This window comes from Enterococcus sp. AZ194 (assembly GCF_051713825.1).
Lineage (GTDB): Bacteria > Bacillota > Bacilli > Lactobacillales > Enterococcaceae > Enterococcus_K.
Genome location: NZ_JBIOQR010000001.1, coordinates 794,952 through 821,452 on the forward strand (window position 1 = coordinate 794,952; position 26,501 = coordinate 821,452).

Below are 26,501 nucleotides of genomic sequence, written 5' to 3' on the forward strand. Positions count from 1 at the left end.
AGGAGTTGCTTCTGTGCCACGCTCGTTTTTTTTGTTTTAAAGCTAATTAATAAGGAATTTTCCCATTAGTTGACTATTAATTATTTTGTTCTCAAAATAGCCTTAAAAATGTGTGTTATCTAATCAGATTGTCATGAGAAAGAACAAGTAGTGTGTTACCGTTCATGTGAAAGCGTTAACTATACCCATAGCATATGATTGAAGAAATTTGGCTAAAAATATAAGCCAAATAGAATAAAAGAATTCTTTTTCAAGTAAATTAAGGCAAAAGAGAGGATAAAAAATGAAACTAGAGTTTAAAGAACTTTCAAAATCGTATGGGACGAATCCAATTTTTTCCCGCGTTTCAAATGTATTTAATCACCATGGAGAGATAACGGCGATAGTTGGGGAGAGTGGAACAGGTAAGTCGACTTTACTTAATATATTGTTTGGGATTGACCAAAAATATGAAGGAACCTACTTGATTGACGGAAAAGATACGAGAAAATTTGATGATAGCCAGTGGGATGATTTAAGAAGTCGGGAGATCCAGATGGTCTACCAAGATTTTAAACTTCTTGAGAATTTTTCTGTGGATGCGAATCTTTATTTTGCCAATCGTTTATTTGACTCTGACTATGAGGCACGAAAAGATCAACTTTTAAACCTTCTCAACTTGAATTCGGTTAAGGATACTGTGGTAAAGAACTGTAGTGGTGGGCAAAAACAACGTGTGGCGATTGCTCGAGCACTGTTGAATCGACCAAAGGTTATTTTGTTGGATGAGCCTACAGGAAATTTGGACTCTGAGAATACGACAGAGTTAATGGACTACTTACAGACAATCAAGGATCAAGGGATTAGCATTTATATCATTACTCATGATGACCGTGTTTTACCTTATTCAGACAATATTTATCGGCTAGCCAATCAACAACTAATAGAGGAAAAGAGTCAACCGAATTCGCCTTTCGATGATTGTATCTCACAACAGCATACAGAAAAGAAAACGCCAATATCTGTTTTATTTAAGTATGTCTTTACTGATTTAAGAAAAACAGTTGGAGAACTGTTTTTAACGGGCATTCCTCTACTAGTCATTTTATCAATTTTTATGCTTCTTTTTACAGGCTATAAACAACTATCGTTAGATTCATTTACTCAACTATTTAAAGGTTTGGATGAAACGGTGATTTATGTTGAAACGAATACTTTAACCAACGATTATGCAAACAAATTGAATAAGCAGCAGATTAATAGTTCAACAGATGGTCATAGACTTTTTTTTTCAGAGGCTGATATCAATGACATCGAACACATCACCGAGGTAAAAAAAACGATTCCCTTTGATTCATCATCATCGATTGTAGATGAGGAGAGTAACGAGCTGCAACAGCACATTTCAGCAGCAGATTTTCCTGATGAATTAAAGAAATTATCTAGTTATTCCAGTGCGCCAGATGTGGTGAATTTTACTTTTCAAAGTCTATTTTTGTCAAGTGAAAATATTGATTACTACAACCCAAATCACATAAAATTAGCGTCAGGTTCTTTACCCCAAAAAAAGGATGAGCTCTTGGTTCCTGACTTCTATTTGGTGTATTTGCAGGCGAAAAATGAGTTTGGGCGTGATGGTAGGGTATCACTGGACGTCAAAAATGACCAAGACAAATTCACAAAAAAATCTTACGTTATTTCGGGAAGTTACGTGACAGACTATAGAAGAACCTTGATTCCTACCATGCGATTATCCGGTACGAATGCATTTGCTGTGTACACTAGAAAAATAAAAGATACGGGATTATCAAATCAGCTTAGTAAAAATACTTATGAAGATGCCAAAAATTTCAGTGGAGACAATGAGGAGACGACTAAATATTTGGCAGATATATATAAAGATTACGATTCCTATAAAAAAAGTGTTGGCACAGGGATAGGCGGCCTGTTAATCGTTGCTAAGGACAAAAAAGATATGCCCAAGTTGTCAGAAAAGATTCAAAAATTATTTCCATACTATCAGCTAAGATCTAGATATGCATTAACTCAAGGGGATTTTGCTCTTATTTACCATCAGTTATTATGGGTGATGTTTGCTGGCTTATTAGGAATGGTTATCCTAATGGTGTTGATATTTGTATTTTTGAATAAACAGAATATTCATCATAAGAAAAAAGAATTGGCCATCTTGTTTAGCTTAGGTTATTCCAAACGGGCAGTAAAATTTATTATTGGTTGGGAAATCACCCTCCAGTTAGCAGCTATTTACCTGTCTTCATTGGGTGTGGTGGCACTTTTTAATAAGCTGTATCTGTCAACAAGTTCTTATGGCACCTATTTCACAGGACTATTTGATTCTGATACTCAGTTGATGTTACTGGGCGCTATTCTGGTTACCTGTCTGTTGTCAACCTTATGGGGCGTAACCAGTGTCAAAAAGAAAAAATTGATTGAAAATCTCAAATAAGAAAAGGATGGACAAATGAGTACAAAAAAAAGAGTTATTTATCTATTTGGAAGTATAGTTCTTGTTATTTCTGGGGGATATGTATTTTTGAATTGTTATTCCAAAAGTGAAGTTTGTTCCTATGAGGATGCGGTAGTGAAAGTGGTAACAGATAATAATGGGGTGACAGATATTGCAATTGACTATAAGGATAAAAGTTGGAGCGTAGGTACTGAAATTTCAGATTCTGATACGTATACGGTGCAAGCTCTACGTAATTTCCCATGGGAAAAGTCTACGGGCATACATTTAACTTATACGAAAAAAGGAGATGTCTTTATTCGGCCAAATAGAACAGAGGTCAAGGCGGCAGAATTGCCAAATGTTGTTTTAGATTTTGATGGTGAGAAACAAATGGTTGTTCCGCTAAAGTAATCAGTTGGCTATAGAAAATAAAGTTTCTCATTAAAATCAGCAATAGATTTTAACGAGTATTTAACGAGACTAGCCATCTTTATTGTCTGTCGTTTGTTCAGCTAGGGGTGTAATTAGTGTCAAAAGGTTAATAAGAAATTTTTTATGAGAAAAGGAGTAGCAAGTAAACACAAAAAAGAGAGTCCTGTCTATTAAAGTCGGTAACAGACAATAGAAGGGCCTTTTTTAGTTGTCATTTTTAGGTGAATCAAGAGCGGAAGTATGTGTCTTGACAGTTCGTGGTCATGCGGAGTAAAATGAATTTAAATCAGGTGTCTTGACACTTTGATAGGAGGAGTTTTGCTTATGAAAAAAAAGTCAGTTCGACAGTTAACCATTACAGCTCTACTAATTGCGATGGGGATAATCATTCCATTGGTTATGCCGAAAATTATGATTCCGCCAGCTTCATTTACACTGGCTAGTCATGTCCCATTATTTATCGCAATGTTTTTTTCACCAGGGGTTGCCGTTGCAGTAGCATTAGGGGCAGCGTTTGGTTTCTTTTTATCCGCACCAGTCATTATTGCGTTTCGTGCCCTTTCTCATATTGTTTTTGCTTTGATTGGTGCATATTTTCTTCAAAGACGGCCTGATATAACACTTGTAAATGGAAAATTTTCATTGACCAATCTACGTTTTCAGACCTTTAACTTATTTATTGGCATCATTCACTCTCTAGTCGAAATGTTAGTCGTTAGTCTATTCTTTTTGTTAGGCAATATGCCAGATACTTATTACACAGATGGTTATTTCTATACAGTTTTTGTTCTAATGGGAATTGGTGGATTCGTTCATAGTTTTGTGGATTACAATATAGCATATTTTGTGGCAGGTACATTGAGTAAGAGTTTTGATATTCCTATATTTGCGATGGCGAAAGCTAAAAAAGAGAATCGCTCTGCCTTTCCTGATAAGATAAAGGGATTGAATTAATAAAAGAAGAGTTGGTAGTCACTCATCGTTAGGATTGGAAAGTGGCTTCAACTCTTTTTTGATTACTTTTTTATTTCTTCTTCTAAAGCAAGTAAGTAGCGTTTTCTCTCAAGTCCACCACTATAACCACCCAGTTCCCCGTTTGATTTTGTGACGCGGTGACAAGGAATCAAAATTGCGAGTTGATTGGCTCCATTGGCATTTCCAACAGCTCGGACAGCCTGAGGATTCCCTAGCTGTTGCGCGATTTTCTGGTAAGTAGAAGTTTCACCAAGAGGAATGGTGTCTAGAATTGCCCAAACTTTTTGTTGAAAGGGAGACCCTGCACGATATAAAGGAATCGTAAAATGACTCCGTTTTTTTTGAAAGTATTCTGCTAGCTGTACAACTAGTAGCTGGCTAATCTTTGTCTCTCCTGGGATTATTCGGGCATTGTGTCTGATTCGCAGTCGTTTAATTTCATTTTCAAGCCCGCGTCTATCCAAAAATTCTAGTAGATATAAAAATTTCTCATCAGAGAGACTGATCATTCGTCCCAAAGGAGTTGAGATTATCGCAGTGTACATCACCGAGACCCCGGTTTTCTTTGGTGGGTTGCCCATGATTTTTGTAAAGGCATCATTAAAACCACTTGCTGAATCGTAGCCTGTGGATAGCTGTTGGTCGATGACTTTGGAACCGGCCGATAATTCTTTAAAGGCTAAGCCCATCCGACGTGCGCGCGCGTACTGAACAAAGGTCATGTTGTAGAGTTGTTTGAATTTTCTTCTAGCCGTGGCAGAGTGAAACCCTAGGGCTTTAAAGTCAGCCTCTTGCCATCTCTTTTCAGGATTTTTTTCTATCTCTGCAATGAGTTGTTTTATTTCATTAGGAATTTCTTGAGGGTAAGACAAAGGGTGACAAATTTTGCAGGGACGAAAGCCTGCTAATAAGGCTTCCTCAGCCGTTTCAAAAAATGTGCAGTTTTCAATTTTGGGTTTTCTCGCTGTGCAGGTGGCGTGACAAAAGATACCAGTAGTTTTAATACCTGCAAAAAAGATGCCATCATATCTTGGCTTTTTTTCAACTAACGCTTGATAGTATTCTTGGATTTTTTCTTCAGAAGTTATCATGAATGATTGCTCCTTTCTTATCTAAGCCTAGTATAAACGAGAAAGAGTGAAAATTCTTTCGAAAAGTGAACAACTAATTTTTTATTTGTTTGGGCTAGATGTTTTCAAGCTTGATAAAGAAGTGGTTGGTGGTGGAAAAGATTCCTCGAGAAGAAGTTCAACTGAAAAGAAGGCGTTGCTTCGGGATCACCACTTTTTAAGAAAGGGGTGACTGTCACTAGCCGTCATGTCAAATGTGTAGAGGAAAAAATAGACCCCGCTGTAATAAAACAGCAAGGCCTAGAAAAGGGGGACCGTAGATTAAGGTAACTTGATCACATCTTCAGTTTCTTTATCGAAGAAGTGAGCTTTACTAATGTTGAATGCTAAGTCAACTACTTCACCAGGGCGGTGGAAGTCACGTGCATCAACTTTTGAAATGAATTCTGTATCACCAATTTTTGTATAAAGCATTGTTTCAGCTCCTAGTAATTCAGAAACGACAACTTCAGAACGAACAACTGCTTCAGGTGTAGCATCTAAAACAACTTGTTCACTATGAATATCTTCAGGACGAATACCAAAGATGATTTCTTTGCCATCGTAGCCTTTTTCAACTAAAATTTTGTTTTTACCTTCTGGAATACGTAATTCTAATCCATGTCCATCAGAAATTACGCCGTTTTTCAATGTTACATTGAAAAAGTTCATGGCAGGTGATCCGATAAAGCCAGCTACGAATACATTAACTGGTGTATCGTAAACTTCTTTTGGAGAACCGATTTGTTGGATGAAACCGTCTTTCATGATAACGATACGGTCAGCCATTGTCATCGCTTCTGTTTGGTCATGGGTAACGTAGATAGTTGTTGTTTCTAAACGTTGGTGTAGTTTTGCGATTTCAGCACGCATTGCTACACGTAGTTTTGCATCTAAGTTAGATAAAGGTTCATCCATTAGGAAGACTTTTGCATCACGAACGATTGCACGACCTAAGGCAACACGCTGACGTTGTCCACCAGATAAAGCGGCTGGTTTACGTTTTAAGTATTCGGTTAAGCCTAAGATTTCAGCTGCATTGTCGACACGTTTTTGGATATCTGCTTTGTCATATTTACGAAGTTTTAAACCAAATGCCATATTATCAAATACGGTCATATGTGGGTATAACGCGTAGTTCTGGAATACCATCGCGATGTCACGATCTTTTGGAGCCACGTCATTCATGACTTTTCCACCGATTTCTAATTCACCTTCAGTAATGTCTTCAAGACCTGCAATCATACGTAAAGTTGTCGATTTCCCACAACCTGAAGGTCCTACGAAAACGATAAATTCGCGATCTGCGATATCTAAGTTAAAGTCAGTTACAGAATAATTTTCTGCGTTATCATATTTTTTATAAACGTGTTTCAATGCCATTTCTACCATATTGAATTCACTCTTTCTTGTTTATTTGTTTTTTATTATATTGAAAGTATAACTGAAAGCGTTATCTGTATTCAATGGTAACGTGCACAAGAAAATAGATTGTTTTTCGTCAGATTGACAAAGGATAGAAAGTTTTTGGGCAAGTTGCTGAAGGTTTTGGTAAACTAGTATTAACAAGTAGCTTGAGGAGGAGAATAAATGAAAATTGCATTAATTGCTCACGACCGAAAGAAAGATTTAATGGTAAAAATGACGACGGCCTACAAACATATTTTGGAAAATCATGAATTGTTTGCAACAGGCACAACAGGTTTGCGAATTGAAGAGGCGACAGGCTTGCCCGTTCATCGCTTCAAATCAGGCCCGCTTGGTGGCGACCAACAAATTGGTGCCATGATTTCTGAGGATAACTTAGATATGGTCATCTTTTTGCGTGACCCGCTCGCAGCGCAACCGCACGAACCTGACGTGACAGCTTTAATTCGTTTAAGTGACGTGTACGAAATTCCGTTAGCAACCAATATTGGTTCCGCCGAAATTTTAATTCGAGGCTTAGATGTTGGTTTCGCTGACTTTAGAGAAATTATCCACGAGAACGATAACCGCCCTATCTCAATCTAACCGTTTTTTAGCACAGACTATTGAACCAAATAAAACACCGAACATTTCTCAAAAAAAGTAGTGGAATGGCGCTTGTTTTATTGCTTATAAGGGAAAGTCTGTGCTATATTCTTTGTAGGCCTTGGCCTAAATAAAATCAGAGTAGGAAACGAAGCGTTAAGTGCTAAAAGGATGGGATGTTGCCTTTTGGACGAAGAATTGAAAAATTCGCGGTTTTGTTTTCGCATTCGCTGCATATTTTGTGTAGCAACTCTTTGAGGAGATGCTAGAAATGAAAAGAAAGATTGACGGTCGAATGATCGCAATAATGGGGCTGCTGATTGCAATGATGGTTGTCCTATCACAAGTATTGGGTTTTGAGCTTCAGTTTATCAAGATTACGTTTACATTTGTGCCTGAGTTGATCATGGGGTTACTGTTTGGTCCCTTATGGACAGGAATAGGTGCGGCAATTGCCGACGTAATCGGAATGATGCTGTTTCCAAAAGCCGCTTTTTTTATTGGCTTTACGATTAATGCCTTTATCGGTGGTGTGGTGTATGGTCTTTATTTCCATAAAAAAGAAGTCACTCTGATGCGTGCTTTTTTATGTACCTTGACGAATACGCTTCTTATTTCATTGATATTGACGCCATTATGGTTATCTATGATGTACAATGTCTCATTAACCAGCTGGGCGATCTGGAGTCCGCGTTTGGTGAAGGTCGCGATCATGTTGCCTGTAGAGACAATTATGCTCTATATGGTGGGCGCAGCCTTACCTTATAGAAAATGGGTCAAAAAATTTGCTTGAGATAAAAGTCCAAAATAAATAGTCGATTATCGTCAAACATCCCAAGACGATAGCTTCAAAAATAACCCTCTCTAAATTCAGGTTTGTATGTTGAATTTAGAGAGGGTATTTTTTAGCGCCGATATTCTCGATTACGAGCTAGCTAGTAGCCTGAATGGTAAATTGTGCTTCATATAGCTGTTTGTACGGCCCGTTTTGTTTTAATAGTTCCTCGTGGCTACCAATTTCAACAATCTGTCCTTTTTCAATCACTAGGATTTTGTCTGCGTTTCGAATGGTTGAAAGTCGATGAGCAATCACGAAGCTAGTTCGGCCCTTCATCATTTGTAAAAAGGCATCTTGAATGTTGGCTTCAGTGAGCGTGTCAACAGAGCTTGTTGCTTCATCCAAGATTAACATAGGCGGGTTACTCAACATCGTTCGAGCGATGGTCAACAGCTGACGTTGTCCTTCCGATATTTTTAAGCCTTGCTCGCCAATGACCGTATCTAGTTTATCAGGTAAACGCATTACGAAATCATACATATAGGCTCTTTTTAGGGCATGGTAGATTTCTTCATCTGAGGCTTGGTCGTTTCCATATTGTAAATTTTTACGAAGGGTTCCTTCAAACAACCAAGTATCTTGAAGCACCATACCAAAGCTTTTTCGCAAATCTTCTCGAGCCATTTGACGGATATCGATTCCATCAATGCGGATTGTTCCTTTGTTGACTTCATAAAAACGCATCAACAGATTGACCAACGTCGATTTGCCTGCACCAGTTTTCCCAACAATCGCGATGGTTTGACCAGGTAGAGCTGTAAAGGTGAAGTCTTCAATAAGTGGCTGTTTTGGTGTATAAGAAAAGGAAACATGATCAAATTCGATTTGTCCTTTTACCACTCGAGATGAAGCAGCAGTTGTGTAGGCATCAATTGACTCATTGTCAGCAGCTTCTAGTTCAATTGGTTGATTCAGAATTTCAAAGGTTCGCTCAATCCCAGCAAAGGCTGTCTGAATTTGGGTCGTGATACCAGATAACTCAATAAACGGTTTTGAAAATTGAGTCGAGTAAATGGTGAAGCTGGAAATTACGCCCACCGTAACAAGCTGATTACCTGAAAGAACAATCAACCCACCAATTAGCCCAATAGCGACATAAGATAAATGATCGACAAATCGTGAGCTAGGGTTTGAAAGGGATGAAGAAAATTGAGCTTTTTGACCGCGAACATAAAGGGTCTGGTTTAAGGCCTCGAAGGTTTCTTGGGTGTATTGTTCCTGTTGAAATGCTTTGACAATTTTTTGGTTGCCAATCATTTCATTAATATAGCCGGAAATATCTCCAACCACTTGCTGTTGCGCTGAAAAGTTTGCTTGTGAGGCTTTAGCAATTAACCAGTTGACTAAAAAAATAATCGGCGTAGATAGTAGCACCACAAAGGTTAGTAACGGGCTGAGTCGAATCATGAATAAAAAGGCAACAAGTACGGTAGCAAATCCGGAAAAAATTTGATTAAAGACCGCTGAACAAGCAACGGAGATATTGTCCATATCATTGGTGAAACGGCTGACAATGTTTCCATGAGAGTTTTGGTCATAGTAACTTAACGGCAATTGATTCAAATGTTTAAACGCATCTTTTCGCAAATCAGTGACCGCTAAATAAGAAACCCGATTGCCTAAGCGTTGAATCAGCCATTGACTGATGACGGTCAGGAGAACGATTCCGGCAAAGAGTAGTAGAATTTCTACTAGTTTGGTAAAGTTGACCTGCCCTACTGCTACCATTTGGTCGATGGCTTGACCAATTTCATATGTCATAAACACCGAAGTGACCCCACTAAGAAGTCCTAAGATTGTGGCCAACAGAATTGCTTTTGGATAGGCCGCTAGATAGGGCATGAACTGAATAAACATTTTAAAACGAATCTTTTTAGGCTTCATGTTGCCCCTCCTCTTCTTGAGACGTCACAATTTCTTGATAGGCGACGGATGTTTGTACTAATTCTTGATGCGTTCCTTTACCGACTAACTTACCGCTATCCATTACCAAGATTTGGTGCGCTTGTTGAATCGAGCGGATACGTTGCGAAATAATAATGACCGTTGTGTGTAAATCTTTTTGAAGAGCATTTCGTAAGTCCAAGTCGGTCTGATAATCTAAAGCGCTAAGAGAATCATCTAAAATGAGTAACTCAGGCTTAGCAATTAAAGCACGTGCAATAGTCAGACGTTGTTTTTGCCCACCAGAAAAGTTCTTACCATTTTCCATAATCAGCGTGTCGAGTTGTTTAGGAAGAGATTGAACGAAGTCTTGACATTGGGCCGTAGCAAGTGCCGCCCAACATTCTTCATCCGTTGCTGTACGTTTGCCCCATTGTAGATTTTCACGAATGGTGCCACTAAATAACACAGCAGTTTGTGGCACTAAGGCGATTTTACTTCTAAGAGACGTAAGCGACCACTCACGAACATCCAAACGATCCACTTCAATCGAACCATTTGAGACATCATAAAAGCGTGGGATTAGTTGGGCAATCGTTGTTTTCCCACTACCAGTTGGACCTGTAATCCCTAAAATAGTATTTCTACGTAGCTGGAAGGTAATATCTTCTAAGGAAAGTCCAGAATGTTCTGTATATCGAAAATCAACATGATCAAAATCAATAAACAGAGGAGTCTGCGATGAAGCTGTCTTGGCTTTTTTCGGTTCCGTTAACCGGTTTTCTGTATCGAAAACCTCATTTATTCGGTTTGCTGAAGCTTGTGCACGTGTAAAAATAATCACCAGGTTCGAGACAATAATCAACGCTAAAAGCATTTGATTCATATAGTTGATTAGGGCCAGAACTTCCCCTTGTTGAAGACCACCCACATTAATCTTTATTCCGCCAACATATAATAGAAGAATAATTCCCCCGTTCATAATCAACGTAGTGAGGGGACTTAGGAGTGCTGAGATATTGGTGACACGAACATAAACTGCGGATAACTCATCAGAGGTCTCAGCAAACTGACTTGTCTCTGTTTTTGTTCGAGCAAAGGCACGAATAACGCGAACACCAGTTAAATTTTGATTGACTAACTCGTTTAAATGGTCGAGCTTTTGTTGGACCTTTTTGTATAAAGGAACGGTTTTTCTGATAATAAAGTAGAGAATAACACAGAATATTGGAAGAAGAATCAGAAATAAGAGACCCATCTGCCAGTTGATGTAAAAAGCCATGATGACAGAGCCGATACTTAAAAAGGGTGCTCGAATGACCAAACGAATCAGCATGGCTAAAGCTAATTGAAGTTGATTAATGTCGTTAGTCATCCGTGTAATCAAGGTGTCAGTTCCAAAATGATTGAGTTCAGAATGAGAAAATGTATTGATTTTTTTCATCAGCTGGTTTCTAAGTTCCGTACCAAATCCTTGAGAAGCAATTGAAGCGTAATATTGACAGGTGATGGCAAAAACCAGTCCTAAAGCAGACATTACAACCATCCACAAGCTCATCTGAATGACCGTTGACCGATCGTTTAGCTGGATCCCTTTATCCACGAGCCGTGCCATTAATAAAGGTAAAATAAGTTCAAAAACAGCTTCCAAAAATTTAAAAACTGGACCCAGAATGATTTCTTTTCGGTAATTTTTCGCAAAACGTAGTAATTTAATCATATATTTCCTCCACTACTTTTTTTCGTCTATTGTTGAATACCTCAGCGTTCACTAAAAAGAGGCGGTTTTCTTTTATCTTATAATAGAAGGAACTCGGTCAATTCATAGATAGTCTGATTGGAAATATCCAGGTTGAGGGAATTCCTTTGTTTATTGTATCCCAATCGCTTCTTTAGATAAAGCAAAGGGATAGTTTTTTTTGTTCTGAGTAGGGATTTTATCTGAACTTTGTTACAATGTAGGGTGTCTATAAATAAAATTAAGAAAGAGGACTTGTATGCAAGAGTTTATCAGAATCGTGCTATTATTTTTTCTATACTCCTTTGTCGGTTGGCTTTGGGAGACGGTCTACTGTTCTTTAAAGGCCAAACAATTTGTCTATCGAGGATTTTTAGTTGGCCCAATTACACCTATTTATGGTTTCGGTATTTTAGGCGTATTATATTTTATTGAGCCGTTTCAAAAGAATCTAGTGTTGTTGTATGTCCTTTCGACGCTATTGGTGACAATTTTGGAATACATCACCAGTTATGCATTAGAAAAACTATTTCATGCGACGTGGTGGGATTATCATGATGTGCCCTTAAATTTGAATGGTCGAGTGGCGTTGCCGGTCTCTTTATTTTGGGGAATTGGCTGCGTCTTAATTGTCCGTGTGATTCACCCAAGAATGTTACTTTTAGAACAGTTTTTATCCGAAAGATTTAGCGTGTATTTACCTATGCTACTGTTAGTGATTACAGGAATTGATCTCGTCTATACGGTGGTGAATATGGCCGCCTTTAAGAAAGCAACGCAACAAATGGGTGAAGCCATCGAGGTGCGTAAAGCCGAGCTGCAAACGAGCTTTGATGAAACAAAAGGTGAGTTCACAAAAAAAGTCGAGGAAGCAAAAGAGAATGCGACCTCTCGTTTGGATCGGTTGGCTAGTGATGTGGCAAGCTATCGAAAAGAGAAATCAGATGGTCGAAGCGAGTGGTTACGTTCATTCCAAGAAAATCCTAAATTAAAAGCGAATTTACCTAAATTGAATCTTACACAACGTCGAGTCTTAAAAAGCTTTCCTAAGTTGAAACTAAATGATGTGAAAAATACAGAAGAGGTTCGTCAACTAGTTGAATTGTTGAAGACTAAAAAGAAAGATAAAAGAAAGTAAGAGGCGGAATTACGCGTTTTTTATCTAGAGTTTGTGAAGATGTCATTGGACGTACATTCAAAAAACCATCCTTATTTTGAAAATACAATAGCTATTTACATTGACTGGATAGGAATTGTCGCCTGTTTGTTTGTAAGACGAAGGTTAAAATCGTGTTACATAAATTGTGCATTTTTTTCAAATTGTAACAAAATGTAATCTTTATGAAATATTTCTAGCCGTATTCATTTGTATAATAGAAAGGGTGGAAATCATAGGAAAGGTGTTGGATTCAGTGAAAGCAAAAAAACTTAAGGCGATAGTAACCTTGTTTATTACAACAAACTTACTGTTCCCTATGTTTGCTAGTGCAGAATCGCTCGATACTTTAAATGAAAAAGAGGGCGCAGCGATGCGTCAAGGGGAAGCAATCAGCCAACAGGTGCAAGCGACATTAGATGATGTCAACGCGAAGTACGCTGAGGTAGAGCAGCTGAAAGAAAAGATTTCTCAAAACGAGAGCTCTTTAAAAGAGGCGCAGAGCGAAATAGAAGTAACCGAACAAAATATTGAGAGACGTAAAGATGCGATGGCAGAACGTTTACAAGATATTCAGCTAAATGGTGGCGCAGAAAGAACGCTACAAGCTTTATTAGAAGCTGAGGACTTTGGTGACTTTTTCAATCGAGCATACGGAATGTCTGTTATGCAAAATGCTGAAAAAGAAAAAGTAACTAGTTTAAATGAAGAAAAAACCAAACTAGAGAACTTACAAGCCGAAGTGAAAGCAACACAAGCCACACTCAAAGATAACCAAACTGATCTTGAATCAGAGATGAAGGATTTGAATGGAAAAGTGAGTGGCTTAAAACAACAGCTTGCGGATAATCAAGCAGTTCTTTCGCAGATTGCTCAAAGCAAAGAAGTGGAAGAAGCAAGAATCCAAGCAGAAGCAGCTCGTAAAGAACGCGAAGCCAAAGAAGCTGCTGAAGCCAAAGCTGCACAAGAAAAAGCAGCTAAGGAAGCAGAAGAAGCAAATAAAGCAGCTAATGAAGGAAAACCAAGTACTGACACCGATAATAAGGGTTCAGATACAGACAATGACAATTCCGGCACAACCAATCCACCTGCCAAACCAAATGATAATGGCAATTCTGGTGATACTGGGAATGGTGGCAACAATGGAGGAAACACTGGAAATACAGGTGGCAAAACTATGCTGATGGAATCAACAGCCTACTCTTATTCAGAGCCCGGAGCTAGTTTCTATACAGCAACAGGAATTGATCTTCGTCAAAATCCAATGGTGATTGCGGTTGATCCAAGTGTCATTCCATTAGGATCAGTTGTTGAAGTCCAAGGATATGGTGTGGCAATTGCTGGAGATACCGGTGGCGCAATTAAAGGTCACATTATTGATGTGCATTTCCCAACAAGAGATCAATGTTATGCCTGGGGACGTCGTTATAATGTGCAAGTAACAGTGATGTAAACAGCAGTTATTCGAATTAAATAAATGATGCTCCTCAAAATTGGTAACACAATTTTGAGGAGTTTTTTCTATGTCCTAGTTCAAATACTTCTTTAAAATAATTTAGCTGAAATCGTTGAGTAAGTCCCCCAATTTAGAATGGAAAGAATAACAAAAAATAGGACTGTTTAATCTGTCAGAAATATGAATGGAATATTAATTACGGGCGCTTTTTTATAAAAGAAATTAATTCATAAAAAAACGTTCGTTACTCATATTTTTTTTGATATAATCGAAAAGAAGTCAGAGGGAGGGAATGAGTATGAAAAAAACTTGGCTATTCGTTTTAGGTTTGGTTGTGACAATCGGTTTAGTCGGTTGTAGTGCTAAAGAGAAGACGAGTGACGATGAGAAGCAAGTAACTGCCGTCGTCTATGAGTATGTAAAAGAAAAATCGAAAAAACAAGGAGCAGACACACCACGTTTTGTCGAGGATAAGTCTAATGCGACAGTCTATGATGGAGAAGAGGATGATGCGTATTACATCTTGCTAGAGAAAATGAAAAAAGAGAACCGAACAGAAAGCGTTGACTACCATTTATATAAAGTTGAAAAAGACAAAAAAGCAAAATATGTTGCTGATAATGTCTCAGAAGCTGATCGCCATGAAGTCGGTCTGGATTCACTGAAAAAACTCTACGAAGTAAAAAATGTTGAGCTTCAGTAAGAACTCAAAGAGAAGTGGGGCCAATAGATAGAAAAATTATTTATTTTGTGTAATCTGTAATTTTTAGAGCGCCTGTATATATACATAAAGGAGACTGGAACAACCTTTCGTCTGAAGGGTTGTTTTTTTCTTTGGAAAGGTGGAGTTTCTATCCATTATCTTGTTGTATAAGGGACTGATGAAAGGAATGATTCAAAAATCTTTTCGAGACATTTGTTATTGCTATTCATAAGTAATAAAAACATTTATACTGCTTTTTTGGATGATTTATCTAAGAGTAAAAAATTCTTAGTAGATGGGATTCGTGTAGCTAGGAAAAATTCAGAATGTTATGGTTCATTTTCTTGTGGAAGGCGTTAAAGCGGCGCAAGAAAATATCGCCGAATTCTCTATGAGACAATAGTATTTGCAATCATTGAATACGAAAAATTTAGAGGAGGAATCTGTCATATGAGCAAGACAGTGGCATATGCCCGTACCAGCACAAGCAAACAAGATTTAGGAATTGAGGTACAATTAGAGGCGTTTAGAATCTACGAACCTGATAAGATATTTCAAGAACAAGTCTCTGGAAGGAAAGAAGATAGAGAGGAGTTAGCTAAGGCATTCAGTAGTTTGGAGACTGGAGACACATTTCTGATTTACCGAATCGACCGATTAAGCAGAAGTGTTCGTCAATTAATTAATTTGGAGGCTGACTTGCGTGAGAAAAACATTCATCTGAAGATTATTCATGAAAATATCGATACAGCAACTGTAATGGGTAGGTTAGTTTTTAATATTTTAGCAACTTTTGCAGAGATGGAAAGTGAGAATGTATCGATGCGAACGCGTTCTGCTTTACAAGAACTCAAGAAAAAAGGGGTTAAACTCGGGAATAAAGGGTTAGATAAGAAAACGATAGTGGAGATTGTCGACCTTTATGAAAATAGTAGTCTTACCCAACGCGAAATAGCTGAAAAATGTCATGTTTGTACAAGAACTGTTTATAATGTTGCGAAAAGAAATAAACTGATAAGAAAATGCTTATAGAATCTTTGTCTTTATAGAGAAATGTGGTAACATATCTATGTTGTGTTATTAGGAAGAACCAAACGAACGTTTAGTACGAGTGAACGGATAAAATTATTATATACATACAGAAGTTGATTTGATGGGATTCATCTAACCATTCGAATCATCTTTTTTTTGGTGTGTTAAACGTTCGTTCGGTTCTTAAAAGAAAGAAGAATAGTTCAGCCCTATCTATTAAAAATGGAGGTTATAAGCAAATGCAACGAAGATATTTCTAGGTTTATAGCAAAAAAGGTAGCGTTGAAAATAACGTGAACTTTTTTAAAACAAAAAATCAGGACAGAATTAGCTAAGTAAAGGGGAGTAGAGGAGGAAAAACATTAAATATAAGCAAGGTTATGTGAATTAGACGTTTTTTTTGTCAATTATGTATGATAAAATGTCATAAGAGTTATTTGCGTTGATGTTTGAATCAATTTCATAATTAGTTCTTTATAGAAGACAAACACTCGACCAATTTAAAAAAATTTTTTTTATTAAGCGGCTATTTTTTTTTGTAATTGATGGATCGTAAATTTTGTTGCATTATAAATCAATTGAATTAGCTGATGTTCTGCGTTTACTCTTTTGCCTTGAAAATGATTCGTATCATTGAGCTGAAACGAGCGTTTCAAATAAGCGTTGACTCGTTCAACTGCTGTTCGCAACTAATAAATTTTATTCCATTCGTTCCTCGACCGAGGCGGGCATAGCCACGAAAATTTTTTGTTTACTTAATCTTTTGTACTTTTTGACAGAGTCCTTCTTTCTTTAGTGGACATTCTTGACAATACGCTTTCGGGCGTACATATTTTAATACGCATATCGCTTGCCATAGCTGTTATAGAGGTAACTTTCTTCAATTAAGCAGGTTAGCGCAAAGTACTTATCTATTGTACTGTCGCCCTTTGCAAAGCGTTTAAGTGGTAGGATGGGTTCAAGTCTCAGTGTATATGCTTCTTCGTAAATGGCTGTTGCATCATGTCATTTATATAAAATCGCATACACTCCGGTACTTCCAAGCAAAAAGACACTTCGCATGAAAGGAATTGCAACAGACAAGTTAGATACAAAGACACTCATCGTTAGTGTAGACAAAATGTATTGAATATGGCTAGATACAGCTAGATGGACTTCGTACCCCAAACAATAATTATGTTTTCCTTCACAGCTGGCTTTGGTCACCCCCATTGGATGAGGAGGAAGCTCGTTTAAGAGGGCTTCTGTTGGTAACAATTGCTGCAAAACAGTGCTCATCAGTTTCTTGTCTTTTATTTTTCGATGACTCGTATGAGTAACCACTTCTGTTGTGTCAAACGAAACAGGTTAGGTAAGCACAGGAACTTCTTGATTAATTGTTTGAAAGAGTTCTTATGTTAGGCTCTCTCTAATAGCATAATATTTTCTGAAAGTATGGTGAGCACGCGAGAGGCTGTTGATTTAGAAGGGACGACTTTAGAATATAAAAAGAATGAGCTTAGTTTGAAGGGAAAGTCTTCTTCTGGACGTCGAATCGGCTCATTCATTGTGGTTACTTGCTCTAAAAATTGCGTCAAAACAGCACGAATAAGACTTTCATAATGGCACTCAACAGCTGCTAAAATATCTAACTTAAAAAGCGTAGGTTGTTGCGTAATGGTCATAGGGAGCCTCTCCTTATGATAACGTACCCTTAGCAGACTAACTAATTGTGACACATGGGGAGGCTCTTTTTTCTATGCTTATGAATCCCTCTGTAGTAAGTGCTTATAATTATGAAATTGATTCATCTGAGTAACTAGGTTAAAATCTTTATATAATTTAAGAGAACCTATACACATCAGGTTAATAACGATTGTTTTGGAACAGGTCACTGATAGTGTGTTGTTAAATGCTATAGGTGTATATAAAAAAATAGATGACTAAAATATTAACAAAATGTACATATACACCGGAGAAGACAGTTGGTCTAAGTCTATAGTTTAAAGTGCAGATATAATATCGTAAGAATGGAATTTAGGTATCAACATTTGAAAGTTGAAATAGTTTTTTGGAGGAGTATTTAAATGAATGAAGAGAATGAAGATGTTAGCGTTGAAAGACCCAAACAGAACAGCTCGGGTAAAATGATATCGTATCTGTTTTGTAAAAGACTTCTAGATATCATAGGGGGATTAGTTGGTGTCATTTTAATTTTACTAGTTTATCTGATTCTTTTTGTGCCATATAAGTTTGGGAATGATAAAGGAGAGATATTCTTTAAGCAAAAACGAGTTGGAAAAAAGGGGAAAATATTCTATGTTTATAAATTTCGCTCAATGAAAGTTGACGCAGATGCTATTTTAAGAAAAAATGAATATCTATATAAAAAATATATAGAAAATGATTATAAGTTGGAAGCAGATGAGGATCCACGTATAACTAAATTGGGTCTTTTTATTCGAAAGTATAGTATTGATGAAATTCCACAGTTTATTAATGTACTAAAAGGCGATATGAGCTTAGTTGGACCAAGACCAATTGTTGTTGAAGAGCTAAATGAATATGAAAGATTGTCTCAAAAAGAGCAATTTCTATCTATGAAGCCAGGGATTACTGGGGTTTGGCAAACATCTGGCAGAAGTACTATTGGCTATCCTGAAAGAGTAGACTTGGAAACTAGCTATTCAAAAAATACAAGTATTATTTTTGATTTGAAAATTATTTTTAAGACTTTTTATAAAGTGTTAAAAAAAGAAGGAGCGTATTAAAGAGTGCCTAGTATTAAAATTATGGTTGTAACACATAAAGACAGTCCTATGCCAAAGGATAGTGACTTATATGTACCAACAATTGTGGGACGCAACAAAAAAAAATTGAACTATAAGGTATTTTATAGAGATGATAGCGGTGATAACATAAGCGAGAAAAATGAAAACTACTGTGAATTAACTGCGATGTATTGGGCATGGAAAAATTTGGATGCTGATTACATAGGGGTTGTTCATTACAGAAGATTTTTTATGTCAAGAGACAATAAAAATAATATTGCCCCAAAAGAAGAGTTGTTATCTTTGTTCAATGAGGTAGATGTACTGTTGCCAAAAAAAAGGAATTATTTTATTGAAAATATGTGGAGTCATTATAAACACAATCATAATATCCAAGATTTAATTAAAACGAAAGGAATTATTGAACGCAAGTATCCTGAATTTCTCGCATCATTTGAAAAAGTCGAGAAACAAAAATCAAGTCATAGATTTAATATGTTTGTTATGCGTAAGGAAATGTTTCATGAGTATGCCGAATGGCTGTTTGATATTTTGTTTGCGTTAGAAGAAGAAATCGATACTAGTGAGTATGACCCGTATCAAAAAAGAGTATTTGGGTTTATTTCTGAGAGACTACTAGATGTATGGGTTGAACAACAAAAAGTTAACTATCGAGAGATTCCTTATAAATTTACTGAGAGACAGAATTGGTTAAAAAAAGGTAGTAAGTTTGTAAAAAATAAAATTGTAAATGAGTGAGGTACGACATGAAAAAGTATGATGTTGGATTTACAGCAGGAACGTATGATATGTTTCATGTAGGGCATTTACATCTGTTGAAATCTGCAAAGATGATGTGTAATAAGTTGATAGTAGGTATAAATGAGGACGCTCTTGTAGAAAATTATAAAAATAAAACACCGCTTATAAGCGAAAATGACCGTCTTGAAATTGTTTCTGCAATAAAATATGTAGATGAAGTTCACTTGATGAATAATTTGGACAAAATTGATGCTTATGATAAATTTAAATTTGATGTTGTTTTTATAGGGTCAGATTATAAAAATTCTCAGAGGTATAAAGATGCAAAAGAAGCATTAACAAAAAAAGGAGTAAGTTTGGAGTTTTTACAGTATACTGAGCATGTATCGTCAACTATTTTATCAAAAAAAATAATTGATAGTGAGCTAAATAGGAAGTATCATAAACTGGATTAGGAGATTGTTTAAATGGTGAATGGATTAAGAAAAGTCCAATTGGCAGAATTAGCTATAATTGATGAAATAGTTAGAATTTGTAATGAGAATGGAATTACATACTATATTAGTGGTGGAACGTATTTAGGTGCTGTTAGACATAACGGTTTTATTCCATGGGATGATGATGCTGACATTGCAATGCCGAGAAAACAATTTGACAGATTTCTTGAAATTGCACAAAAAGAATTGCAAGCTAATTTTGAACTTAAAGATTATCGCTTTGACTTAGGCTATCCTTACTATGTACCTAAAGTAGTAGATAATTCTGTGTTATTATTAGATAGATCAACTGTAGATGAAAAAATAATACCTGCATGGGTAGATATCTTCCCATTAGATGGACTTCCATCCAATGCTATACGGGCATATTTTCATAAGAAAATACTTCTTTTTAAAAGATATATGTATAATATGTCTAGTTTTAACCAAATTGTTAAAGTAAATAAGAAGAATAGACCTTTACTTGAGAAGATTTTTGTGTGGATAGGAAAAAATACAAACTTATTTAATAAACTAAATTCAAAAAAAATCATGGATTCAATTACTCGGTCGTTAAAACGATTTCCAGAAGATAAATCTGACACATATATGAATTTTATGGGTTCGTATAAATTTAAAAGCATATTAAATAAAAAAAATATTTATGGTGATGGAGCAGACTACAGTTTTGAGGGGCGCTACTTTAATGGACCTAAAAATTATCATGAATATTTGACTCAAATATATGGTGACTATATGCAAATTCCAGATGAATCTGAGCAAAATAAACATGAAACTTTAGTAATTAAAGAAGAGGTTACGAGCAGTGAACAAAATTAAAGTGCTTCAGATTAATTCAGGTTCTAAGGAGTTTGGTGGGGTATCTTCTATACTATATAATTTATTTATGAAAATAGATAAGGAAGAAGTGATTTTTGACTTTTTAACTCCTGAATTTACTACTTATGGTTTGGTAAAAGAAGACATAGAAAAATTTGGAGGTAAATTGTTTGAATTTGGGATAACCAAGAAAAGGTTTTCGAAATTAGTAAGTTCAATGGTGTTGATTAGAAAGTTTGTTTTAAAGAGCGATTATGATGTTATTCATATCAATTCAGGGAGCTTCTTATTCAATTTATTCGTTTCCTTAGGTTTGAAATTTGCCAAGATGAATGCAAAGGTAATCATTCATTCTCATAACTCATTGGAAAAAAAACTAACTCTAAAGTTAGTTTTAGTGAAAATATTAAATCCACTGTTAATTTGGACTAGTGATTATCAGTTGGCTTGTTCTAAGTCTGCAGCATTATCTATGTTTCCAAAGTGGTATTTAAAAAAAGTCTCAATTTTTTTTAACGCTATTGATATCGAGCGTTTCAGTTATAGCTTGCCAGAAAGGGAGCGTGTTAGAAAAAAATATGGGATTAAAGAAGATAATTTTGTCGTGGGTTCTATCGGTAGGATGTCTTATCAAAAGAATCAAATTTTTTTACTTGAAGTAATTGAAGAGGTTGTTAAGTCCAATAAAAAATTTGTTTTATTTTTGATTGGAAAGGGGCCTTATTATGAGAAAATAAAAAAATTTATTGATGCAAAGAATTTAAATCAGAATGTATTTTTGATTAATGAGACAAAAGATATCAATTCTTTATATTCAGCATTCGATTTGTTTGTGTTGCCGTCATTATATGAAGGGTTACCATTAGTTGGTGTTGAAGCACAGGCAACAGGTTTGAAACTGATTGCATCTAGTGAGATTACCGACGAAGTAAATATTGCTGATTCAGTTGAATTTATTAATGTGCGAGATAAAGAAGCATGGATAGATAATATACTTTCAAAAAATATAGATAAAAGTAGAAAGTCTAAAAGAGATGAGATAATAAGTGCTGGATATTCTATTGATGATGTGACTAAAAAATATGAGTGTTTTTATAAACGAATAGTGAGTGAATAAAATGATTAACCCGTTTAATATTCTAAAAAAATATATATTAGTAATTAAGAATTATAATAGACTGAAGATAGTTGGGTATATAAGGCTAGGGAAAAATGATTCAATTAAATGCCTTGATACATCAAAACTATTTATAAATCGAAACTGTACTTTTCGAAACTATGTTACGCTTAGAACTTTAAAATCAGGGAATATGACAATTGGAAAGAACTGTTTTTTTAATCAAAATGTAAGTGTAACTTCCATGAGGAAAATTGAAATAGGTGATAATTGCAAAATAGCAAATAATGTGGTTATTGTGGATCATGATCATGATTATAAGAATGACTTAAAAAATTTTATTTGTGAGCCAGTAAAAATAGGAAATAATGTCTGGATTGGTGCAAATTCAGTGATTTTAAAAGGTGTTACTATTGGCGATAATTCTGTGGTGGCTGCTGGAACGATAGTGAAGGATAATATTGATACCAATAAAATGTTAGTGAGTAGACTTAAACAAGATCTTTATGAAGTGGGTACAAGAAATGAATAAGATTGATATTATTCTTCCAGTTTATAATGCTCAGGGTGTGATTGAAGAATGCTTGAATAGTATATTAAATCAAACTTACAAAGAATTTAATTTAATTATAGTTGATGATGGTTCAACAGATAATTCATTGGCAATATGTCAGGCTTTTGAGGGTGAAATATCTAGTTTGAAAATTATTTCCACTGAAAATAATGGTGTTTCAAAGGCAAGGAATATAGGTATAAAAAATTCTACGGCGGAGTTTTTATGCTTTATTGACTCGGATGATATACTAGAGCCAAATTATGTACAAGTATTGTATAGTTACTTTGAAATAGGCATAGATATGGTAATTGGAGGCTATACCTATTTTAATAATGAGAAAAACAAATTACTGGTATCTGATTTTAGTAATATTTCATCGACTTGTGCTGAGAATGTCATTCAAAATATGCTGGTGGATAAGACAGGTGTAAAATCAAGTCTATGGAATAAGATGTTCAGAAGTTTGATTATCAAGAGACATACACTTCAATTTAACGAAAATGTATCAATAGGAGAAGACTTGATTTTTTTGGGGATATACTTGACTAAAGTAAATAAGCTTATAATAACTAATGAATGTATCTATAGATATAGAATAAATAATGAAGGTGCTATGAAGAAGATAAGGTATCAAAAAACTTTTTCTAATCAAAATTTTGATGAATGGGAGGCAATCTTGTTTCTTGAAAATTATTTATTTGAAAGGTATAAAAATTCTAGTATTATAAGTAATAGTGTCAAAACCAAAAAGATTATAGTTGCCAATAAGCTATTAAAGTTTTCTGACGACATAGTAATGAATAAAAAATTGATTTCCTTTATAAAAGAAAACATCTTTTTTATTTGTGTTAATAGAGAATTGTCGATTAAAAATAAATTGGGAATTCTTAGTAGAATTTTATAGAAATGGAAGAAACTAATGAAAAATATACTGAAAAATTTAAAATATACAGTTGCGGCAAATTCAATAACTTTGGTAATATCAGTTATAATAACATTGGTACTTCCTCGCAAATTGGGTGTTTCTAACTATGGGTTTTATCAGTTATATTTATTCTACACATCATATGCAAGTATCTTTCATTTTGGACTTCCAGATGGTATCTATTTGAAATTGGGTGGGGAATATTATGAACAATTAGATAAAAATATGTTGAAGGGTCAATTTACAATCTTAAGTATTATGAGTATTCTTCTAGGCTGCATCTCAATATTTTTCTTTGGTTTTTCTAATGATTCAACAAAAAAAATGGTATTAAGTTTATCTATATTGAGTATAGTAATGACTAACTTAAAAGTCTATCTGTTGTTTATTCTACAAACAACAAATAGGATTAAAGAATATGCAAAATATACTAGACTAGATAGAATATTGTTTTTTTGTTCTAGTATATTTTATGTTTTATTTATTGGAAATAATTATACTGTAGTAATTGGTTTGGATATTATGGCTAAATCAGTTGTACTATTTCTCCTTATGATTGTCATGAAAGATATATTTGTTCATACAGGATTAATAAAATGGAAAAATGCATTATTTGAAGCGATAAACAATATACTTATAGGTAGTAAACTTATGCTATCTTATGTAGCTGGTATATTGATAATAGGTATAATAAGATTTTCAATCGAGTTAAAGTGGTCAATTGAAGATTTTAGTAAAGTGTCGCTAGTTCTTAGTCTCTCGAATATGATGATGACATTCATTAATGCAGTCAGTGTTGTATTATTTCCAATTCTAAGAAGAATGGATGAGAAAAGTCAAAAAGATATTTTTAGTAGTTTCAGAAATATTTTAGTTCCTCTCTCATTTGTCAGTTTAATTTTATATTATCCGCTTCAGATTTTTATTTCATATTGGTTACCAAGCTATCAAGACAGTATTTTCTACATGGGTGTATTATTTCCAATATTTATTTATGAAGGAAAAGTTTCGTTGTTGTCAAATACTTTTTTAAAAACTTTCAGAAAAGAGAAAACAATTTTATTAATTAATATTATCAGTTTAAGTATGAGTATTATAATGGCAATAGTGTCAATAGCAATTAATAGTTTAACTTTTGCAGTATTTTCAATCTTATTTGTTATCATAATAAGGTCGAATTTATCAGAACTATATGTAACAAAGCTACTTGATGTTAAGTATAACTATCTGATATTATTTGAGTTGATGATGACTTTTGGTTTTGTTCTATTAAATATATCTTTCAATAAAGTAGTTGCCTTTTTTTGTTACTCATTATTAGTCGTAGCATATCTTTGCATAACAAAAGACAAAATTAGGAATTCAATATCAATAATAAAGAAAATCAGATGAGGTTTTACTATTATGAATATACAGTTAAAAAAAGTAATAAAATTTAATTTCTCCATCCAGTTCTTTTTACACATTTTTTTATTCTATATTAAGTACAGTAAAATAAATGATCAGGTTTCATTTATGAAATTTTATAATATTATTCTAGTAGTTTACTTTCTTTCTGCACTAGCAGTAGTATTAACTAGCCGCTTTTATATAGATGAGATATTGATATTGTTAATAGTGTTGCTTTTTTTGGTAGTTCAATTTGTTCATTTAAAGAATGAAACATGGATAATTACTTTTTTATCATTGTTAGCATTAAAAGAATTTAATTTGAAGAAGATTATACAGAGTATGTTTTTTGCAACTTTTTCCGCATTTTTATTAGTGGTTATACTAAACTATTTTGGAACAATCTCAGAATTTATCTTAGTAAGGGATGGTACGATTCGTCATTCTTTCGGATTTTCACATCCGAACTTTTTTGGTGCAATTATTTTTGTGCTGTTTTTTGAATATATATATATATATGGTGATAAGAGTAAAAAGTTAAACGTAGTATTATTTCTATTAGCTTTGTACAGCACTAATCAATTTTCAGGTTCAAGAAATGCGGTTATATCATTAATAGTGGGCTTTTGTATAATATTAATTTCTAAGATAATAACTTCAAATAGGATTTTGACTTTTTCCTGTTATTTACTATTACCTTTCTCGTTTTTTATCAGTACTTGGGCTGCGAAAAGTTACTCTAACATTGATGCTTTTTGGATTTCAATCGACAAGATTCTTAGTGGGAGAGTCCGTTTTGCTAATATGTTTTACCAGGAATCACCACCTAGTTTATTAGGAAATAAAATTGAAATGTTAACTACTGAGAAAGCGCAAGATATTATTGGTGCAACTACTAAAATTTTGGATAACGCATATATGTCAATTCTATTGAAATTCGGAATTATTTTTACAGTCATACTGTGTACTTATTTCATGATTGGATTATATCAAACTTGGAAATACGATCAAAAAAAGCGAATTGTTTATGCCCTGATCTTTATCATATTTGGATTTTCGGAATCCTACTTTACTTTTTTTGAGTTTAACTTCTCTTATATAATAATAATGAACTATATATATTATTCAAAAAGACGGGGTGAACTTTGAAAACGAAAATATCGAGTTTAATTTGATTTGTGGTATAGTTGTAGGAAGTCGAAAAGCAGTGAGATTTAAGTTAATGAATTAGAGCCTCCTCACTGATTACTTTGGGGAAAATATATCTAGGTTAGAATTCTAGATGGGTTGAATTTTTCTTATTCAAATAAAATTTGTTAATAATTCCTGAATTTCAAGAAATATAAGGTATTAATATCGAGAATATTGGTGAAAAACTATGTTCTTAAATCATTACTCAAGTTTCGCACATGGAAGGATCACTAAAGCCCAACTATCTTGTAAGGCACAAAGGAAATTCAATACTTCTGATTTAAAAAATTCAGAAAGGACAGTCATCGTTTATACTTGGTTTACTATAACAAATCAACAAAAGAAAGGATGTCCCATCCCTATGTTAAGCCAAGTCCACTCAGAAAATTATTTCATGAATTTTCTGAGTTAAAGCTCTCTCTTCTTAAAGAAAAGCGGGGATTATCTAAGCGAGAGGCACGTCAGCCATTACTCTATTCTATTTTCCCTGATGACCAATTGACGTTCATCCAAGAACTTCAAAAAATACGTTTTTTCGTTTTATTAATAATCCGTTGAATAACTGGCAAAAATTTCTTTTGATGTAGTAGCACATTCGTTGTTGGGAAACTACACCAATTAACTGATATCTCCTCACAAGTACGTGTCTTGATTGTTGATGGCTCCTTTTTTATCACCTACGTAGTCAGCGAGTTAAAAATCTTGCTTGG

The 26,501-nt window shown here is 34.7% G+C and carries 24 protein-coding genes and 1 riboswitch; of the genes, 18 read left to right on the forward strand and 6 right to left on the reverse strand.

All coding sequences use genetic code 11. From position 1 onward, the window contains the following. The first annotated feature begins 283 nt into the window (after nt 1-283). The 3 genes from IGI37_RS03785 (at nt 284) to IGI37_RS03795 (ending at nt 3,835) form a co-directional block, all read left to right on the forward strand. A complete protein-coding gene (locus IGI37_RS03785; protein ID WP_438760091.1) occupies nt 284-2,446 on the forward strand; it encodes an ABC transporter ATP-binding protein/permease in 2,163 nt (720 codons plus the stop codon). A gap of 15 nt (nt 2,447-2,461) precedes the next feature. After that, on the forward strand, nt 2,462-2,860 hold the full coding sequence (locus IGI37_RS03790) for a hypothetical protein (RefSeq protein WP_438760092.1): 399 nt from the start codon (nt 2,462-2,464) through the stop codon (nt 2,858-2,860). A 345-nt stretch (nt 2,861-3,205) separates the two neighbouring features. Further along, the gene (locus tag IGI37_RS03795; RefSeq protein WP_438760093.1) at nt 3,206-3,835 is read left to right on the forward strand and encodes a hypothetical protein; all 630 of its coding nucleotides are present in this window, start codon (nt 3,206-3,208) and stop codon (nt 3,833-3,835) included. Between the two features lie 62 nt (nt 3,836-3,897). Here the strand turns inward: IGI37_RS03795 and IGI37_RS03800 are convergent, their stop codons facing one another. Both IGI37_RS03800 and IGI37_RS03805 read right to left on the reverse strand, forming a co-directional pair. Beyond that, nucleotides 3,898-4,947, reverse strand: coding sequence for a bifunctional transcriptional activator/DNA repair enzyme AdaA (locus IGI37_RS03800; protein ID WP_438760094.1), 1,050 nt, complete (start codon nt 4,945-4,947; stop codon nt 3,898-3,900). Nucleotides 4,948-5,247: 300 nt separating this feature from the next. After that, nucleotides 5,248-6,357 (reverse strand): ABC transporter ATP-binding protein, encoded by a 1,110-nt coding sequence (locus IGI37_RS03805; RefSeq protein ID WP_438760095.1) that lies wholly within the window; start codon nt 6,355-6,357, stop codon nt 5,248-5,250. Nucleotides 6,358-6,555: 198 nt separating this feature from the next. Between IGI37_RS03805 and mgsA the strand changes: the two genes are divergently transcribed. Next, nucleotides 6,556-6,978, forward strand: a complete 423-nt coding sequence (gene mgsA / locus IGI37_RS03810) for a methylglyoxal synthase (protein ID WP_438760096.1) — start codon at nt 6,556-6,558, stop codon at nt 6,976-6,978. Nucleotides 6,979-7,113: 135 nt separating this feature from the next. Then, a riboswitch (THF riboswitch) is annotated at nt 7,114-7,213 on the forward strand. A 36-nt stretch (nt 7,214-7,249) separates the two neighbouring features. Beyond that, nucleotides 7,250-7,771: a folate family ECF transporter S component gene (locus IGI37_RS03815; protein WP_438760098.1), complete on the forward strand. Its 522-nt coding sequence runs from the start codon at nt 7,250-7,252 to the stop codon at nt 7,769-7,771. Between the two features lie 138 nt (nt 7,772-7,909). Here the strand turns inward: IGI37_RS03815 and IGI37_RS03820 are convergent, their stop codons facing one another. Both IGI37_RS03820 and IGI37_RS03825 read right to left on the reverse strand, forming a co-directional pair. Then, nucleotides 7,910-9,700, reverse strand: a complete 1,791-nt coding sequence (locus IGI37_RS03820) for an ABC transporter ATP-binding protein (RefSeq protein ID WP_438760099.1) — start codon at nt 9,698-9,700, stop codon at nt 7,910-7,912. Beyond that, nucleotides 9,690-11,420, reverse strand: a complete 1,731-nt coding sequence (locus IGI37_RS03825) for an ABC transporter ATP-binding protein (RefSeq protein ID WP_438760100.1) — start codon at nt 11,418-11,420, stop codon at nt 9,690-9,692. Before IGI37_RS03825 ends, IGI37_RS03820 begins: the two co-directional genes overlap by 11 nt. A 277-nt stretch (nt 11,421-11,697) precedes the next feature. On the opposite strand from IGI37_RS03825, the gene IGI37_RS03830 reads away from it, so the two are divergent. The 4 genes from IGI37_RS03830 (at nt 11,698) to IGI37_RS03845 (ending at nt 15,785) form a co-directional block, all read left to right on the forward strand. Continuing rightward, the gene (locus IGI37_RS03830) at nt 11,698-12,576 is read left to right on the forward strand and encodes a putative ABC transporter permease (RefSeq protein WP_438760102.1); all 879 of its coding nucleotides are present in this window, start codon (nt 11,698-11,700) and stop codon (nt 12,574-12,576) included. A 274-nt stretch (nt 12,577-12,850) separates the two neighbouring features. Next, nucleotides 12,851-14,047: a 3D domain-containing protein gene (locus IGI37_RS03835; protein ID WP_438760103.1), complete on the forward strand. Its 1,197-nt coding sequence runs from the start codon at nt 12,851-12,853 to the stop codon at nt 14,045-14,047. Between the two features lie 301 nt (nt 14,048-14,348). Then, nucleotides 14,349-14,753, forward strand: a complete 405-nt coding sequence (locus tag IGI37_RS03840) for a hypothetical protein (RefSeq protein WP_438760104.1) — start codon at nt 14,349-14,351, stop codon at nt 14,751-14,753. Between the two features lie 450 nt (nt 14,754-15,203). After that, entirely contained in the window at nt 15,204-15,785 is a 582-nt protein-coding gene (locus IGI37_RS03845; protein ID WP_438760105.1) for a recombinase family protein, read from the forward strand. Between the two features lie 1,005 nt (nt 15,786-16,790). On the opposite strand, the gene IGI37_RS03850 is transcribed toward IGI37_RS03845, so the two are convergent. Both IGI37_RS03850 and IGI37_RS03855 read right to left on the reverse strand, forming a co-directional pair. Continuing rightward, on the reverse strand, nt 16,791-17,063 hold the full coding sequence (locus tag IGI37_RS03850) for a hypothetical protein (RefSeq protein ID WP_438760106.1): 273 nt from the start codon (nt 17,061-17,063) through the stop codon (nt 16,791-16,793). 119 nt (nt 17,064-17,182) lie between these two features. After that, nucleotides 17,183-17,449, reverse strand: coding sequence for a hypothetical protein (locus IGI37_RS03855; protein WP_438760107.1), 267 nt, complete (start codon nt 17,447-17,449; stop codon nt 17,183-17,185). Nucleotides 17,450-17,851: 402 nt separating this feature from the next. Between IGI37_RS03855 and IGI37_RS03860 the strand changes: the two genes are divergently transcribed. Genes IGI37_RS03860 through IGI37_RS03900 form a run of 9 tightly spaced genes read left to right on the forward strand, consistent with a single transcriptional unit; the run spans nt 17,852 to nt 25,749 of the window. Further along, the gene (locus tag IGI37_RS03860) at nt 17,852-18,535 is read left to right on the forward strand and encodes a sugar transferase (RefSeq protein WP_438760108.1); all 684 of its coding nucleotides are present in this window, start codon (nt 17,852-17,854) and stop codon (nt 18,533-18,535) included. Nucleotides 18,536-18,538: 3 nt separating this feature from the next. After that, a complete protein-coding gene (locus IGI37_RS03865; protein ID WP_438760110.1) occupies nt 18,539-19,294 on the forward strand; it encodes a DUF4422 domain-containing protein in 756 nt (251 codons plus the stop codon). Nucleotides 19,295-19,302: 8 nt separating this feature from the next. Next, nucleotides 19,303-19,752 (forward strand): adenylyltransferase/cytidyltransferase family protein, encoded by a 450-nt coding sequence (locus IGI37_RS03870; protein ID WP_438760112.1) that lies wholly within the window; start codon nt 19,303-19,305, stop codon nt 19,750-19,752. 12 nt (nt 19,753-19,764) lie between these two features. Continuing rightward, on the forward strand, nt 19,765-20,613 hold the full coding sequence (locus IGI37_RS03875) for a LicD family protein (RefSeq protein ID WP_438760113.1): 849 nt from the start codon (nt 19,765-19,767) through the stop codon (nt 20,611-20,613). Next, nucleotides 20,600-21,730 carry a glycosyltransferase gene (locus IGI37_RS03880; RefSeq protein WP_438760114.1) on the forward strand — a complete coding sequence of 377 codons (1,131 nt, stop codon included), beginning with the start codon at nt 20,600-20,602 and terminating at the stop codon, nt 21,728-21,730. The genes IGI37_RS03875 and IGI37_RS03880 overlap by 14 nt, the downstream gene beginning before the upstream one ends. Before the next feature lies 1 nt (nt 21,731). Continuing rightward, a complete protein-coding gene (locus IGI37_RS03885; RefSeq protein ID WP_438760115.1) occupies nt 21,732-22,262 on the forward strand; it encodes an acyltransferase in 531 nt (176 codons plus the stop codon). Continuing rightward, on the forward strand, nt 22,255-23,190 hold the full coding sequence (locus IGI37_RS03890; protein ID WP_438760116.1) for a glycosyltransferase family 2 protein: 936 nt from the start codon (nt 22,255-22,257) through the stop codon (nt 23,188-23,190). Before IGI37_RS03885 ends, IGI37_RS03890 begins: the two co-directional genes overlap by 8 nt. A 15-nt stretch (nt 23,191-23,205) precedes the next feature. Then, nucleotides 23,206-24,603, forward strand: coding sequence for a lipopolysaccharide biosynthesis protein (locus IGI37_RS03895; RefSeq protein WP_438760117.1), 1,398 nt, complete (start codon nt 23,206-23,208; stop codon nt 24,601-24,603). Nucleotides 24,604-24,615: 12 nt separating this feature from the next. Next, nucleotides 24,616-25,749 carry a hypothetical protein gene (locus tag IGI37_RS03900; RefSeq protein ID WP_438760118.1) on the forward strand — a complete coding sequence of 378 codons (1,134 nt, stop codon included), beginning with the start codon at nt 24,616-24,618 and terminating at the stop codon, nt 25,747-25,749. Nucleotides 25,750-26,501: the final 752 nt, after the last annotated feature.